General features: G+C 58.3%; 15 protein-coding genes. 5 read left to right on the top strand and 10 right to left on the bottom strand.

What is annotated here, in order from left to right:
• Positions 1 to 342: 342 nt before the first annotated feature.
• The 3 genes from DXY37_RS05130 (at position 343) to DXY37_RS05140 (ending at position 4,209) form a co-directional block, all read left to right on the top strand.
• Positions 343 to 2,013 (top strand): NAD(P)H-quinone oxidoreductase subunit 4, encoded by a 1,671-nt coding sequence (locus tag DXY37_RS05130; protein WP_115125670.1) that lies wholly within the window; start codon positions 343 to 345, stop codon positions 2,011 to 2,013.
• Positions 2,014 to 2,086: 73 nt separating this feature from the next.
• Positions 2,087 to 2,986, top strand: coding sequence for a segregation/condensation protein A (locus tag DXY37_RS05135; RefSeq protein ID WP_115125671.1), 900 nt, complete (start codon positions 2,087 to 2,089; stop codon positions 2,984 to 2,986).
• A gap of 44 nt (positions 2,987 to 3,030) precedes the next feature.
• Positions 3,031 to 4,209, top strand: coding sequence for an NDP-sugar synthase (locus DXY37_RS05140; protein ID WP_115125672.1), 1,179 nt, complete (start codon positions 3,031 to 3,033; stop codon positions 4,207 to 4,209).
• Here the strand turns inward: DXY37_RS05140 and DXY37_RS05145 are convergent.
• Entirely contained in the window at positions 4,190 to 5,083 is an 894-nt protein-coding gene (locus DXY37_RS05145) for a methylenetetrahydrofolate reductase (RefSeq protein ID WP_115125973.1), read from the bottom strand. The two genes, DXY37_RS05140 and DXY37_RS05145, sit on opposite strands and share 20 nt — an antisense overlap.
• A gap of 91 nt (positions 5,084 to 5,174) precedes the next feature.
• Here DXY37_RS05145 and DXY37_RS05150 point away from each other — a divergent pair, with 91 nt between their 5' ends.
• Positions 5,175 to 5,453 carry a LuxR C-terminal-related transcriptional regulator gene (locus DXY37_RS05150; RefSeq protein ID WP_066909057.1) on the top strand — a complete coding sequence of 93 codons (279 nt, stop codon included), beginning with the start codon at positions 5,175 to 5,177 and terminating at the stop codon, positions 5,451 to 5,453.
• Positions 5,454 to 5,669: 216 nt separating this feature from the next.
• Here the strand turns inward: DXY37_RS05150 and DXY37_RS05160 are convergent, their stop codons facing one another.
• The 9 genes from DXY37_RS05160 to DXY37_RS05200 are packed head-to-tail and all read right to left on the bottom strand — an operon-like array spanning position 5,670 to position 13,318.
• Positions 5,670 to 6,176, bottom strand: a complete 507-nt coding sequence (locus tag DXY37_RS05160) for a CYTH domain-containing protein (protein ID WP_115125674.1) — start codon at positions 6,174 to 6,176, stop codon at positions 5,670 to 5,672.
• A 10-nt stretch (positions 6,177 to 6,186) separates the two neighbouring features.
• Positions 6,187 to 7,128: an NAD(+) kinase gene (locus DXY37_RS05165; RefSeq protein WP_115125675.1), complete on the bottom strand. Its 942-nt coding sequence runs from the start codon at positions 7,126 to 7,128 to the stop codon at positions 6,187 to 6,189.
• A gap of 16 nt (positions 7,129 to 7,144) precedes the next feature.
• A complete protein-coding gene (nuoK, locus tag DXY37_RS05170; RefSeq protein WP_066909066.1) occupies positions 7,145 to 7,477 on the bottom strand; it encodes an NADH-quinone oxidoreductase subunit NuoK in 333 nt (110 codons plus the stop codon).
• Between the two features lie 20 nt (positions 7,478 to 7,497).
• Entirely contained in the window at positions 7,498 to 8,097 is a 600-nt protein-coding gene (locus tag DXY37_RS05175; RefSeq protein ID WP_115125676.1) for an NADH-quinone oxidoreductase subunit J, read from the bottom strand.
• Positions 8,094 to 8,750: an NAD(P)H-quinone oxidoreductase subunit I gene (gene ndhI, locus DXY37_RS05180; protein ID WP_115125677.1), complete on the bottom strand. Its 657-nt coding sequence runs from the start codon at positions 8,748 to 8,750 to the stop codon at positions 8,094 to 8,096. The genes DXY37_RS05175 and ndhI overlap by 4 nt, the downstream gene beginning before the upstream one ends.
• 55 nt (positions 8,751 to 8,805) lie before the next feature.
• Positions 8,806 to 9,960: an NADH-quinone oxidoreductase subunit NuoH gene (gene nuoH / locus DXY37_RS05185; protein ID WP_115125678.1), complete on the bottom strand. Its 1,155-nt coding sequence runs from the start codon at positions 9,958 to 9,960 to the stop codon at positions 8,806 to 8,808.
• Between the two features lie 24 nt (positions 9,961 to 9,984).
• Positions 9,985 to 11,175 (bottom strand): citrate synthase, encoded by a 1,191-nt coding sequence (locus tag DXY37_RS05190; RefSeq protein WP_115125974.1) that lies wholly within the window; start codon positions 11,173 to 11,175, stop codon positions 9,985 to 9,987.
• 27 nt (positions 11,176 to 11,202) lie between these two features.
• Positions 11,203 to 11,703 carry a histidine phosphatase family protein gene (locus tag DXY37_RS05195; RefSeq protein WP_115125679.1) on the bottom strand — a complete coding sequence of 167 codons (501 nt, stop codon included), beginning with the start codon at positions 11,701 to 11,703 and terminating at the stop codon, positions 11,203 to 11,205.
• The gene (locus DXY37_RS05200) at positions 11,681 to 13,318 is read right to left on the bottom strand and encodes a DUF3352 domain-containing protein (protein WP_115125976.1); all 1,638 of its coding nucleotides are present in this window, start codon (positions 13,316 to 13,318) and stop codon (positions 11,681 to 11,683) included. Before DXY37_RS05200 ends, DXY37_RS05195 begins: the two co-directional genes overlap by 23 nt.
• A gap of 77 nt (positions 13,319 to 13,395) precedes the next feature.
• On the opposite strand from DXY37_RS05200, the gene DXY37_RS05205 reads away from it, so the two are divergent.
• Complete coding sequence (locus tag DXY37_RS05205) at positions 13,396 to 13,746, top strand: rhodanese-like domain-containing protein (protein WP_115125975.1); 351 nt, start codon at positions 13,396 to 13,398, stop codon at positions 13,744 to 13,746.
• The last annotated feature ends 5 nt before the right edge of the window (positions 13,747 to 13,751 follow it).

The raw sequence follows: 13,751 nt of genomic DNA on the forward strand, positions 1-13,751 counted from the left end.
CGATTGATTGCTCGAACTCGTAAAGCTTCCTCAACAAGGGAGCTTTTTTGTTGCTGAACCGACAAGTTCTTTATCTCTCAAACAACGATCTTGTCGTGCTGAATCCAGCAAGGTGACAAGGCGGGATCTACACGGAAATGGAGATGAATGCACTAACCATGTCAACAACCACAACGTGTGAGGTTGTTGACATGGTCAAAGTTTTCCCGATCTTCAGGGTTCTGGAGAGATCTGATCAGCAGATCAGCACATCAAACCGGCTTATGTGTGTCAACGCCTATCGAGTCAGTGCCAGTACAGCCAGGATTTCTACACTCCGAACAGTGGTGAAAGGCCTTTTCGTTGCTGGAGTTTGCCGTCAGTGCTCCCTTTGACCCTGCAGCGGATATCGCAGCAGGAATCATTCCAGCTCAGTTCCCCTGGCTGAGTCTTTCCATCCTTTTCCCGATCGTGGGCGCGTTGATCGTCCCCTTCATCCCTGATCAGGGAGAAGGGCGACAAGTCCGCTGGTTCGCTCTGGGCATCGCGCTCGTCACCTTTCTGATCACGGTGGGGGCCTATCTGAGCGGTTATGACCCCAGCTTCAGCGGCCTTCAGCTCTCAGAACGGGTCAGCTGGCTACCAGATCTGGGACTTACATGGGCCGTGGGAGCCGATGGGTTGTCCATGCCTCTGATCCTGCTCACCAGCTTCATCACCGCGCTGGCGGTCCTGGCCGCATGGCCGGTCACCTTCAAACCCAAGCTGTTCTTCTTTCTGATTCTGGCCATGGATGGCGGCCAGATCGCAGTGTTCGCAGTGCAGGACATGCTGTTGTTTTTCCTGGCCTGGGAACTGGAACTACTGCCTGTTTATTTGTTGCTGGCCATCTGGGGGGGCAAGAGGCGTCAGTACGCCGCCACCAAGTTCATCCTCTACACGGCTGGCAGCTCGCTGTTCATCCTGCTTGCGGCTCTGGCCATGGGCTTTATGGGAGGCGGTACACCCAACTTCGAGTACACCGTGCTGGCACAGAAAGGGTTCAGCACAGGATTTCAGTTGCTCTGTTACGCCGGTCTACTGATCGCCTTCGGAGTCAAATTACCGATCGTTCCACTGCACACCTGGCTGCCGGATGCTCACGGTGAGGCGACAGCTCCAGTGCACATGCTGCTGGCGGGCATCCTTCTGAAAATGGGTGGCTATGCCCTGATGCGCTTCAACGCCGAAATGCTGCCTGAAGCACATGCCCAGTTCGCACCACTTCTGGTCGTGCTGGGTGTTGTCAACATCATTTACGCAGCCCTCACCTCCTTCGCTCAGCGCAACCTCAAACGAAAAATTGCCTACAGCTCTATCAGCCATATGGGGTTTGTGCTGATTGGCATCGGCAGTTTCAGCGCTCTAGGAACGAGTGGCGCGATGTTGCAGATGATCAGCCACGGCCTGATTGGGGCCAGCCTATTTTTCCTGGTGGGCGCCACCTATGACCGCACCCACACCCTGCAGCTCGATGAGATGGGTGGGGTGGGCCAGAAGATGCGGGTCATGTTTGCTCTGTGGACCGTCTGCTGCCTGGCGTCCCTCGCACTCCCGGGCATGAGTGGGTTTGTCAGTGAATTGATGGTGTTCACAGGCTTCGCAACCGACGAGGCCTACACACTCAGCTTCAGGATCGTGATCGACGGACTCGCTGCAATCGGTGTGATCCTGACGCCGATCTATCTGCTATCGATGTTGAGAGAAATTTTCTTTGGCAAGGAAAACGCACAGCTCACCACCAACACCAACCTGGTGGATGCGGAGCCCCGCGAGATCTACATCATCGGCTGTCTGCTGGTGCCGATCATCGGGATTGGTCTCTATCCGCGACTGATGACGGACAGCTACCGCACAGCGATCGAAGCACTGGTTGACCGAGATGTGGCCGCTATGGAGGTGATCAGCCGACCGACAGCACCTTTAATTCGTAGTGGCAGCCTGGCGCCAGCCATGCTCAAAGCGCCTCGGCTGATGTCTGGCAACGGATCCTGATCAATCACGCTGCTAGGGGCTGGCCCGGTCGATCCATCACCGGTATTTTTCCTGAAGACGGCCACAGGCTGAGATGGATGCCGGGCTGAATCAGAGAGCCGATGCCGGTGCAAGGCTCGCGATTCGCCTGCTTCAGGACGCTGCTCAGCAGGGTGACCTTGATCCATGGGATGTGGATGTCATCGCTGTGGTCGATGGCTTTCTGGATCAGCTGAAACAACGGATCGAAGTTCCCCGCCAAGTTGAGGAAGCGTTGAAGCGACGCGGCGGAAGCTATGAACGTGACCTGGCCGACAGCAGTGAAGCCTTCCTGGCAGCGTCAGTGCTGGTGGGACTCAAAGCGGAAGTGCTTGAAGCCAGCACGTTTCCTCCGCAACCAGAGGTTGAGGAGATGTTTGAGGCGGATTTTGCTGACCAGGGATGGCTAGATCCAAGCTTCGACATCCCTCGCCACCCCGAGCGACACCTGCAACGCCGACCGGTGGCTCCACCACCGCTGCGGCGCCCGGTCACGCTGGGGGAGCTGATTGAACAACTGGAATCGATTGCAGAGCAGCTCGAATCAGACGAACTGGAAATGCGCCGACGCCAGCGTCAGAAGCGCTATTCCAACAAGGAAGCGATCGCTCAGGTGGCCGCCCTCGCTCACCGAGAGAAACTGCCAGAAACCACAGCAGCCATGGGAGTCTTTCTGAACGGCTGGGAAGCAGCCCTGCAATGGGTCAATTTCGAACACCTGGTGACTCAATGGAACGACATTGCCGACGACGACCTGGATAAGGACCGCGTAGGGGTGTTCTGGGCACTTCTGTTCCTGTCTTCACAAGGCCAGGTTGAGCTGGAGCAGATGGACTCGCTACACGGTCCGATCCGACTCAAACGGCTACTTGCTCCAGGCACCATGGCCCAGATGCCTCTGACCAGCCTGGACGTGCCAGCTGTCATGCCGGCCGAGGGGGCCGTGGCGGCTTAACCACACCCTTATGTTGGCTTATCCGTTGTAAGCCTGTAACGCCGATGAAGGCGATGATCCTGGCCGCGGGCAAGGGAACAAGGGTTCAGCCGATCACACATGTGATCCCCAAACCGATGATTCCAATCCTGCAGAAGCCAGTGATGGAATTCCTGCTGGAACTGCTCAAAGAGCATGGTTTCGCGGAGGTGATGGTCAATGTGTCCCACTTGGCCGAGGAGATCGAGAACTACTTCCGAGATGGCCAGCGATTTGGCGTGGAAATCGCTTATAGCTTCGAAGGCCGTATCGAAGATGGCGAACTGATCGGTGACGCTCTGGGCTCCGCTGGCGGGCTGAAGAAAATCCAGGATTTCCAAACGTTCTTCGACGACACCTTTGTGGTGTTGTGTGGCGATGCACTCATCGACCTTGATCTCACCGAAGCGGTGAGACGTCACCGGGAAAAAGGTGCCCTCGCCAGCCTGATCACCAAACGTGTTCCGAAGGAACAGGTCAGCAGCTATGGCGTTGTCGTGAGTGATGCAGAGGGACGCATTCAGGCCTTCCAGGAAAAGCCGAAGGTGGACGAAGCCCTGAGCGACACCATCAACACAGGCATCTATCTCTTCGAACCAGAGATTTTTGAGCACATCCCTTCGGGTGAGTCCTTCGACATCGGCTCGGATCTCTTCCCCAGGCTTGTGGAGGTCGGTGCACCGTTCTATGCCTTACCCATGGAGTTCGAATGGGTCGACATCGGCAAGGTTCCCGATTACTGGCGGGCGATCCGAAGTGTGCTTCAGGGTGATGTTCGCCAGGTGGGCATTCCTGGCAAAGAGGTTCGTCCTGGGGTCTACACCGGCCTGAATGTGGCGGCTAACTGGGACCGGATCGACGTTCAAGGCCCCGTCTATGTCGGTGGCATGACCAAGATCGAAGACGGAGCAACGCTGATCGGCCCCACGATGATCGGGCCCAGCTGCCACATCTGCGAAGGCGCCACAATCGACAATTCGATCATCTTCGACTACTCACGCATCGGTGCAGGCGTCCAGCTCGTCGAAAAACTGGTGTTCGGCCGTTACTGCGTTGGCAAAAATGGCGACCATTTCGATCTTCAGGAAGCTGCCCTCGACTGGTTGATCACCGATGCCAGGCGCCAGGATCTGGTTGAGCCCTCCCCTCAGCAGAAAGCGATGGCCGAACTGCTCGGGACTGACCTCACCACTGCTGCGAGCTGAGACCAGCTCGCTCCAGCACCTCAGGAATCCGCTCTTCCGCTCTCACGGCCATCACGTGGACGCCCTGAGCAATCCCGGCAAATTGCCGGACCTGCTCAGCCGCGATGGCGATGCCTTCGGCCGCTGGATCTGAGGCGGCCTCCAGTCGCGCGATCAGGCTGTCTGGAATGTTGGCTCCAGGGACCTTCTGATTGATGAAACTGGCATTCCTCGCTGACTTGAGCAGAAACACCCCTGCCAGAACAGGCAGCTCCATCGGAGCCGCCATGTCACGGCAGAAACGCTCCAGCACCTGCGGATCCATCACCATTTGGGTCTGAACGAAACGAGCACCTGCTTCGCGTTTACGCTCCAGCCTGCGCTTGAGCCCCGACCAGCTGGCACAGTGCGGATCAGCGGCAGCTCCTGCAAATAAGGCTGTTGGGCCATCAGGCAGGCTCTCCTTCACAGGGTCCTCACCCCGGTTGAAAGCGCTGACTTGCTGCAGCAGCCGCACCGACTCCAGTTCATGCACCGGGCGAACGGAGGGTTGATCACCAGCCTTCACTGAATCCCCAGTGAGACACAGCAAATTACGGATACCGAGCGCATGGGCACCGAGCAGATCCGCCTGAATCCCAATGCGGTTGCGATCACGCCCTGCCATTTGCAGCACAGGCTCAAGCCCGGCGTCCAACAGCAAGCGGCACACCGCAAGACTGCTCATGCGCATTACTGCGCGGCTGCCGTCAGTGACATTGATGGCCTGAACCCAGTCGCGCAGGAGATTGGCCATGGCCAAGGTATGACTGGGATCTCCCCCACGGGGTGGCATCACCTCAGCCGTGACGGTGACGGCACCAGCCTCAAGACTGCGCTGCAGCGCTGAACCCAAACCCTTCAAATGCTTCTGATGGCCACTATGGAAGATCGCCAGTCAGGAATGAATGCCTAGGATGGAGGCGGAAGAATCGTCGGTGTCCAGCATGGTGAATGGCGATGGACATGGGTCCTCGAACATCTCACTCTCGACACGGGAGGTCGAAATCATCGAACTGGTCGCAGAGGGATTGACCAACCAGGAGATTGCAGAGAGGCTCACCATCAGCAAAAGGACGGTCGACAATCACGTCAGCAACGTCTTCACCAAGACTGGCTCCAAGAACAGAGTTGCCCTGCTCAATTGGGCCATGGATCACGGAAAAATCTGCCGTGATGGCTTCAACTGTTGCTTACTCCCGGAATCATCCGTTGACGCGTCCTGACTGCCAGCGGCAGAGGCACAGGCAGATCCATTAAGGAGCAACTGGCCAGAGAAAGGTCGAAGAGCTCGGCATACGCGACACAGGCCTCCCGATCCAGTCCGATGAATCGCAGAATTCCGTCGTGGTCGTAGAGGCCGTGCACGAGTCACTTCACGATTCCCAATCCAAATCTAAAGGAAAACCAAAGACTCTTTCAAGGATCGTGGGGTAATTGTCTTAAGTCGACTCCAGACCTTGACGCTGTCTCATCTCCAGAGGCCAGCTTGAAATTGGCTGATAAGCCAGTGCTGCATTGCTCCAGAGCCCTTCGCCGGTGACCTCCCGACCACACCACTCGGGTTGGTTAACGAGATCTGAGGCGTCACTGAGCTCTACCTCCGCCAGCACCAGCGGTGCATTGTCTCCTTCAAAGCAATCCACCACCCACTCGCCACCGGGAAGCGACAAGGCAAACCGGGTCTTGATTAACCGATGGGGAGCAAGCGTCCAGAGGGCTTCGGAATCAGCAGACGGCAGTTCGTATTCAAATTCATGACGCGCGATTCCCTCCGCGGGCGCCTTGAGTGTGAGCCAAGCTTTTCCATCCGCCCGAAGCCGCACCCGGACGGTGAAACCCTCCTCACTCGAGACCAGATAGCCCTGTCTGAGGTGCTGTGGCTCTCCTGCATGGGCACGCCAGCCAGACCCGGTCACAAGGAAACGGCGTTCGATCTCAAGGGGCATCGCTGAGCTTTCAGTTGGGCGAGGGCATCGTGTCCACCAGGCTCCCGGCCCAGTGCAACTTGCGTGAAAGGGTGCGGTAGTAAGAGGGCGACTGCTCGAGCTGAACCATCAGCGCATGATGGGGAGCCCTTTGAATCACGCAGCATTCACCAGGGCACAGCACCGGCCCACTGGCACCGTCCTTCCAGAGCTTCACCGGCCGATATCCGTCTCCCAGTGGCCAGATCACCAATCTCGACCTGGGTGGAAGCACCACCGGACGACTGGACAGACTCATCGGACAGATGGGGCTCACGATGATGGCGTCAATTCCTGGGTGGAGGATGGGTCCTCCGGCGGCCATGGCGTAGCCGGTTGAACCGGTTGGAGTCGCCAGGATCAAACCATCTCCGCGGACCTGGTCAACCACTTCTCCGTCAATCTCCAGTTCAAGGGTGCAGGTGGGCGCAAGATCCTCCTGACAGGGACGCAGATACAGATCATTCAGAGCCCAATGACGCTCAATGCCATCCGCGGCCTGCCCCCCTTCTCCAGACACGGAACAGTTGAGATCATCGGCTCGATTCACCACAGCCTGCAGCATCATGCGACGTTCCATCGCGAAATGGTCGTCCTGCAGGCGTCGCCACAGACCATCACGCCGAATCAGCCCTGGTTCATGGGTGAGGAAGCCCAGATGACCGCCGACATTGAAACAGAGAATCGGCACGTCATAAACAGCCAGATGCCTTGCAGCACCAAGAACCGTGCCGTCGCCTCCAAGCACCACCGCCAGGTCAGGGAGTTCCGGTTCCGACGCGAGCAGGCCTGGGAAGGGATCCGCGCTGAGACCGCTCATGGCCACAGACACTGTCACGCCAAGAGACTCGAGCGTCTTGGCACAGGCCTTGGCCTCTTTCAGAGCCAGAGGGCTTTCAGCCCTATAGATCAACCAGACCCGATGCAGACGCATGATGAGGGCGCTGGCCCTACCAGCGCAGAAGGTTGAAGCGTTCCATGTCCACTGTGACGCGATTGCGATAAAGCGACAAAAGAATGGCCAGGCCAACCGCCGCTTCAGCAGCAGCCACGGTGATCACGAACACTGAGAAAATCTGACCACGGATCAGCTGGCCATCCACATAGGAGGAGAACGCCATCAGATTGATGTTCACACCATTGAGCATCAGCTCGATGCTCATCAGCACCCTCACAGCATTACGACTGTTGATCAGTCCCCAGACGCCCGTGCAAAACAGCACTGCGGCGACAAGCAGATAGGCCTCGAGAGGAACGGAACCGGACAGCAGCTCGGAGAGCATGACAAGAAGGCAGGGAAAGGTCAGGAAGGTGGTTGATCAACCAGCAGGGGAGTCCGGGCCTTTTCAATCAGGCCTTGATCCGCAAGTTCACCAGTGCCTGGATCGACGGCCTGAACATCGCGTCGAGCCAGCACAATGGCCCCAATCATGGCCATCAGCAGAAGAACCGAGGCCAGCTCGAAGGGAAGCAGATAGTCCGTGAAGAGGTGCTCACCGATTCGAACCGTGGCGTCTTCGCCAATCGGCTCTGGCCCTTCCGCCCACGGAGTTGTGAGGACGACCCTTGTTAACAAGGCGAAGAGGCCGGCACAGACGCCACCAGAAAGCAAGCGACGCACGGTCAACCCTGGAATTGGAGCAAGGTCTTCCTTTTTGTTGACGAGCATGATCGCAAACAAGATCAGCACGTTCACAGCACCGACGTAGACCAGCACCTGAGCTGCAGCAACGAAACTGGCATTGAGCAACAGATACAAACCAGCCACTGCCAGGAACACGCCCCCAAGCAGAAAGGCCGAATAAACGATGTTGCTGAGCAACACCACCCCGAGAGCTCCCAGCACAACCACAGAGCTGAGCACCAGAAAGCAGATCAGTTGCGTTGACGCTGCGATCGTCATTCAGCACTCTCCTTGCGATCCGTGGACACCGTGGTCGATTCTCCCGCATCCACTGTTGAAACAGCTGCGGCTGACTTCATGGCAGCCAGCAGCTGATCGGGTCGCTGCCCGGCCCGTGGGCGATCGGGATCCACAACATGGGGATCGATTTCGCCGGCCGGAAGGTAAGCAAATTCCCGCAGAGGCAGAACTGATGGGTCGGTGGTCACGCTGGTAGGGAGACGCCCCAGTGCGACGTTGTCGTAGTTGAGGCTGTGACGATCAAATGCCGCCAGCTCGTACTCCTCCGTCATCGAAAGGCAATTGGTGGGGCAGTACTCCACGCAATTTCCACAAAAAATGCACACCCCGAAATCAATCGAGTAATTCCTCAGTTCTTTTTTTTTGGTGGCCTTATTCATCACCCAATCCACCACGGGCAGATTGATCGGGCAGACGCGCACGCACACCTCACAGGCAATGCATTTATCGAACTCGTAATGGATGCGGCCGCGATACCTCTCCGAGGGAATCAGCTTCTCGTAGGGATACTGCACCGTGACGGGACGGCGCTTCATGTGGTCGAAGGTGACGGCCAGACCCTGAGTGAGATTGCGCGCCGCGTCAACGGCATCTCTGGTGTAGTCACCAACCTGTTTGAGAAAACCGAACATGGCCTGAGGGAAGGGAGACGGAGTGACCGTTGAGCAGGAGCCTAGGTAATTAAACCTAACCCCCGAAGGCGACCGGGAAGGCAAGCTTCAGCGCTGCGGTCACGAGCAAATTGACCAAAGCCAGTGGCAGCAGGAACTTCCAACCAAGATCAAGCAGCTGGTCAATGCGCACCCGCGGCGTCGACCAGCGCAGCAGGATGGCAATGAAAACGAGCAGATAGGCCTTCAGCACGGTCATCACAATGCCTGTTGTGCCTGTGATCACCTGGACGAGAGGAGCATCGACCGATTGCCCCAGCCAGCCAGCCAGCCATTCCACCGGCAATGGGAAGCCCCAGCCACCGAGATAGAGCACCGAAACCAGCAGAGCTGAGAGCACCAGATTGATGTAGCTGCCGAGGTAGAAGAGCGCGAACTTCATGCCGGCGTATTCGGTCTGATAGCCGGCAACCAGCTCCTCTTCCGCTTCGGGGAGGTCGAACGGAAGGCGTTCACATTCCGCCAGGGCGCAGATCCAGAAAATCAAAAAGCCGACAGGTTGGCGCCAGATATTCCAGCTGAGGATTCCCGCTCCAGTTTGCTGATCGACGATATCGACGGTGCTGAGGGAATTGCTCATCATCACCACCGCAAGCACAGCGAGAGCGAGGGGAATCTCGTAGCTGATCGACTGTGCAGCTGCCCTGAGACCTCCGAGCAGGGAATATTTATTGTTCGAGGCGTATCCGCTCATCAGCAGGCCGATCGGCTGAACGCTGCTGAGAGAGATCCACAGAAAAATGCCCACACCCACATTGCTGATCAAAAGGTTCTGACCGAAGGGAACGATCAACCAGGACAGAATCACTGGAACAACGACCAGAACAGGGCCGAGCGTGAACAACAGACTGTCGGCCCTGGCGGGAATGATGTCTTCCTTCACCAGCAATTTGAGACCATCAGCCAAGGGCTGAAGAACACCGAGTGCCCCGGCATATTCAGGTCCGATGCGCTGCTGAACCGCTGCTGAGATCTTGCGTTCGAGCCAAACGGTGACGAGAACCCCCACCACTGCTGCAACAAGCACCAACAGCATGGGTAGTGGCAGCCAGATCAAGCGAGCTGCCTGCTCAGACAGTCCAAAGCCCGCGAGAGCTTGACTGAAACTTCGTTCCAGATCCAGGCCTGGACTGACCAGAGCCGGTGCGCTGGTGGCGAGGAAAGTCACCATGAGCAAAGGTGTGATGAATGTAACTTAAGTGGTGATGGTTGGAACTCGGGCCTCCAGTGGCGTCCAATGGCGCAGATCACTGCCTGTGTAGATCTGAGATGGCCGAAAGATCCGATTGGCACCAAGCTGCTCACGCCAGTGGGCAAGCCATCCGGCCACTCTTGCGATGGCAAAGACCGGGGTGAACAGATCTCTGGGAATACCCAGCTTGCGGTAAACAAGTCCGGAATAGAAATCCACATTGGGATAAATCCCTTTTGGGCCGAGTCGGGTTTCCGCCGCTGTCTCCAGAGCTCTGGCCACGTCGTACATCTCATCGTGACCAAAGCGTTTGAACATCTCTTCAGCGAGAGCCTGAAGAATCACCGCACGAGGATCTTTGACGCGGTATTCACGGTGACCGAATCCCATGATCTTGCGCTTGCTGGCCATGGCCTCGTCGAGATAGCCCGCGGCCTGATCTGGTGTGCCGATCTCCTCGAGCATCGCGAGGACATCTTCATTGGCACCGCCATGAAGGGGACCAGCCAGCGTGCCGACGGCAGAGGCGACGACCGCATAAGGATCGGTGAGTGTGCTGGCGGTGACGCGGGCACTGAAAGTGCTCGCATTGAGACTGTGCTCCGCATGCAGGATCAGGCACTGATCAAAAATCCTTGAGGCCATGGGGTCCGGCTCACGCTCCATGAGCATGTAGAGAAAATTGGCGGAATACGCCAGATCGTCCCTGGGCTGAATGGGATCTTGGCCTTTACGGATCAGCTGAAAGGCGGCGACCATGGTCGGGATCTTGGCGATCAGCCGAACCACCGCGTCATAGATGTACTGAGGGTCGTCGATAGCACGACGGGAATAAAACAGACCCAAAGACGCTGCGCTGGACTGCAGAGCATCCATCGGATGCCCATCGGAGGGGAAGCACTTCATCATGTCCCTGACGCGGAAACTCACGCGTCGGTGCATCTGCACCTCGTGCTCAAAGTCGCGTAACTGCTGAGGAGTGGGCAATTGCCCCCAGATCAGCAGGTAGGTGGTCTCCAGAAAGCTGCAGTGGGTGGCCAGATCGTCGACGGGGTAGCCGCGATAGGACAAGCAGCCTGCATGGCCATCAATGTCACAGATGGACGACTGGGTGGCAGGCACCCCCTCAAGTCCGGGGCGGAACACCAGACCCGTTCGCTCATGACGGATCTCGGCACCATCGTTCTGACTCACCAACCTCCGCTTCAGCGCAAGGGCAACTTAAACGGAGCGCGGGAGCAAAAGACGAGGCCTGAGTAATGCCTGCAGTTCAGCCTGACCCCGAGGATCGCTCAGGTCTTCCTGCCAACTGAGATGGCAGTATCCCGCCTTGTGCAAGCGCAGGCTGCTGGCGGGTGCTCCGATCAGCGTCGCCGCAAGAGTGCTCAGATCTGGCTCATGGCCAACCAACAGGCAACGGCCGGACGCTCGAGAGACCAACGGCCACGGGTCACCGCCTGGCTCCAGGGCTGAATCCAGACGGATAGATTTCGCCAACCCAGCCTGGACCGCCAACTCAGCGGTCTGCCTGCATCGCCGGTAAGAACTGCTGATCAGTGTGTCCGCCTGAACATCCAGCCTCCGCAGTTGTCGGACAACCTCCAGAGTTCGCCGCATGCCGCGATCGGTTAGGGGGCGATCGGGATGATCACGGCCGCAGACCCGTTCTGCGGCAATGCCATGGCGCAGGAGAAGAAGATCAACCGAGCTGGAGTCGCGCACGCAGACGCAAGCTGCTCACACGTTCATCCTGAACAGAGGTGGCGTTCGGGTCAGCCCCAGCAGAGACAGCCAAACCTTTCACAGCTGGCAACAGTGATCGGCCTGCCACACCCTGTACCAGCTCCCAGGGTCGCCACTGACCCAGGTGCAAACGACTTGGCGCCGCAGCGAGTGCCAGTTGCTGAGACAGCGCTGACTGACTCGCGGACTGCAGCTCCTGCAGCTGCTGCTGTCGCTGCATCAGGTCACCACTCTCACCGCGACGGCGCAAACCATCGAGGGTCTCTGCCCACCAGTTCACACCGGTATGCCGCTCCAGAGCGACAGCAAGTTCAGCTTGTAGCGACTCCTCTCCTCGACGTCGTTGACGAGCCAGACGGGTCCAGACCTGAACAGGTTGGTCTTCGCTGTCGAGAGTGGAGCCTGTCAACCCAAGCCCCTGAAGTCGCTGATCCACCACTTCGGGATCGGGACGATTCGGCCGGGTACCTAACACCCAGCCCTGCGGCCCTTGCTGCCAAAGCATGGGCCCCTCATCGAGACCGGCGACCACAGCCGCGGCCCCGGTCGACAAAGATTCGATCGACTGCCGCAGAAGGGGAGAGATCCACTGAGCCAGAGGCTCATTGGCATCGGCAGCCAGAAGATCCGCAGGATTCGTCAGCAGGGCGACTGTCTCTGCATCACCACCGGCATCTCTAAGCAACACATCGCTGTCCGCCAGCTGAGACATCCTGGGAATCAGAGGCTCACGGAAGTGGACCACGGCATCAAGCGCCAGATCAGCGCCCTGCGGTGTCAGCGATGCCACCAGCCCTTGCAGGTCTTCACGGGCAGTGATCGCTGAGGGGACCCCCAGCCAGCGGTTCATCGCACCAGGGGTGGCAATCAGAACGGCAGCACCACGACCGAAGCTCTGCAGATCAGCCGCCAGAAAAGGGTCTCCGAGCTGATGCTGACTGTCCAGTTGAGAGACATCCAGCGCCTGTTCAAGCACACCTCGCCCTGAAGCCAGCAACAGCAGATCGTCGTCGATCAAGGCCGTGGCGATCGGTTGGGGATCTCTTCCCAGCAGGGCACCGCGACCGCTGATCAGTCCCATACCGCGGTAGCGGGAGATCTGCAGATCGGTGCCTGCCAGGCTTCGGGTCTGCCAGAAACGCTGCAGAAAGCGCTTGGCCCCATCTTCATCACGGCTGGACAGTGCCAGGACCCAACCCTGCTTGGGTTGTTCCCCGGACTGCTGTACAGGAGCGTCAAGCACTGCGAAGCTGACCTCGGGCCCAATCCAGCCTGCCAGCTCAGTGCTGAAGTCAAGGCCGGCCAGAGCAAAGGCACCATCTCTGAGCTGACGGGTGCTGTCATTCACCAGTTGGCGCTGGCGAACGGGCGCAACGGCCTGGGCGTAAGCAGGCACCTGACGCGAGTCGACCAGCCAGTGCAGCGTCAGGGCTGCATCACTTGGCATAAACCGTGCTGCGCGGGGCAGCTCAAGTGGCCGGTCCATGATCCGCAGCGGGCTCTGACGAGCCATCGCCCACCAAATACCCAGCGCCAGGGTGAGCAGCACCATCGCCACAGCGACCAGAGCCAACAGGAACGAGCGCCCTTTCATGAACAGGCGGTGAAGCACATGGTGCTCATCTTCTATCCATCCATGGTGCTGTGCCAGCCCAAAGCCAGACTGAAGCGATGAATGGACCCACCCCCAAACCCCTCAAGGCCAGCGAACTGAACGACTGGCTCAACGACAACACCGATCTGACCGTTGTGGATGTGCGGGAGCAGCAGGAACTGGTGATCGCTCCATTTCCGCACCCGGTGAAGCATCTGCCCCTCAGTGATGCTGAAAACTGGATGGAGAGCATTGATGACGTGCTGCCAAACGGTGGTTCGATCGTTGTGCTGTGCCATGCCGGTGTGCGCAGCTGGAATTTCGGTTGCTGGCTGCTCGAGAATCGACCATCCCTGGACGTCTGGAACCTCGAGGGTGGCATTGATGCCTGGAGCGTTGTGGTGGATCCCGCAGTGCCGCGCTACTGAACGCC

This window comes from Synechococcus sp. GEYO, assembly GCF_900473955.1.
Lineage (GTDB): Bacteria > Cyanobacteriota > Cyanobacteriia > PCC-6307 > Cyanobiaceae > Synechococcus_C.

Coding starts and splice junctions, on each gene's coding strand:
- DXY37_RS05135 (WP_115125671.1), top strand. CDS start 2,087: ATGGATGCCGGGCTGAATCAGAGAGCCGATGCCGGTGCAAGGCTCGCG.
- DXY37_RS05140 (WP_115125672.1), top strand. CDS start 3,031: ATGAAGGCGATGATCCTGGCCGCGGGCAAGGGAACAAGGGTTCAGCCG.
- DXY37_RS05150 (WP_066909057.1), top strand. CDS start 5,175: ATGGTGAATGGCGATGGACATGGGTCCTCGAACATCTCACTCTCGACA.
- DXY37_RS05160 (WP_115125674.1), bottom strand. CDS start 6,176: ATGCCCCTTGAGATCGAACGCCGTTTCCTTGTGACCGGGTCTGGCTGG.
- DXY37_RS05165 (WP_115125675.1), bottom strand. CDS start 7,128: ATGCGTCTGCATCGGGTCTGGTTGATCTATAGGGCTGAAAGCCCTCTG.
- nuoK (WP_066909066.1), bottom strand. CDS start 7,477: ATGCTCTCCGAGCTGCTGTCCGGTTCCGTTCCTCTCGAGGCCTATCTG.
- DXY37_RS05175 (WP_115125676.1), bottom strand. CDS start 8,097: ATGACGATCGCAGCGTCAACGCAACTGATCTGCTTTCTGGTGCTCAGC.
- ndhI (WP_115125677.1), bottom strand. CDS start 8,750: ATGTTCGGTTTTCTCAAACAGGTTGGTGACTACACCAGAGATGCCGTT.
- nuoH (WP_115125678.1), bottom strand. CDS start 9,960: ATGGTGACTTTCCTCGCCACCAGCGCACCGGCTCTGGTCAGTCCAGGC.
- DXY37_RS05200 (WP_115125976.1), bottom strand. CDS start 13,318: ATGAAAGGGCGCTCGTTCCTGTTGGCTCTGGTCGCTGTGGCGATGGTG.
- DXY37_RS05205 (WP_115125975.1), top strand. CDS start 13,396: ATGAATGGACCCACCCCCAAACCCCTCAAGGCCAGCGAACTGAACGAC.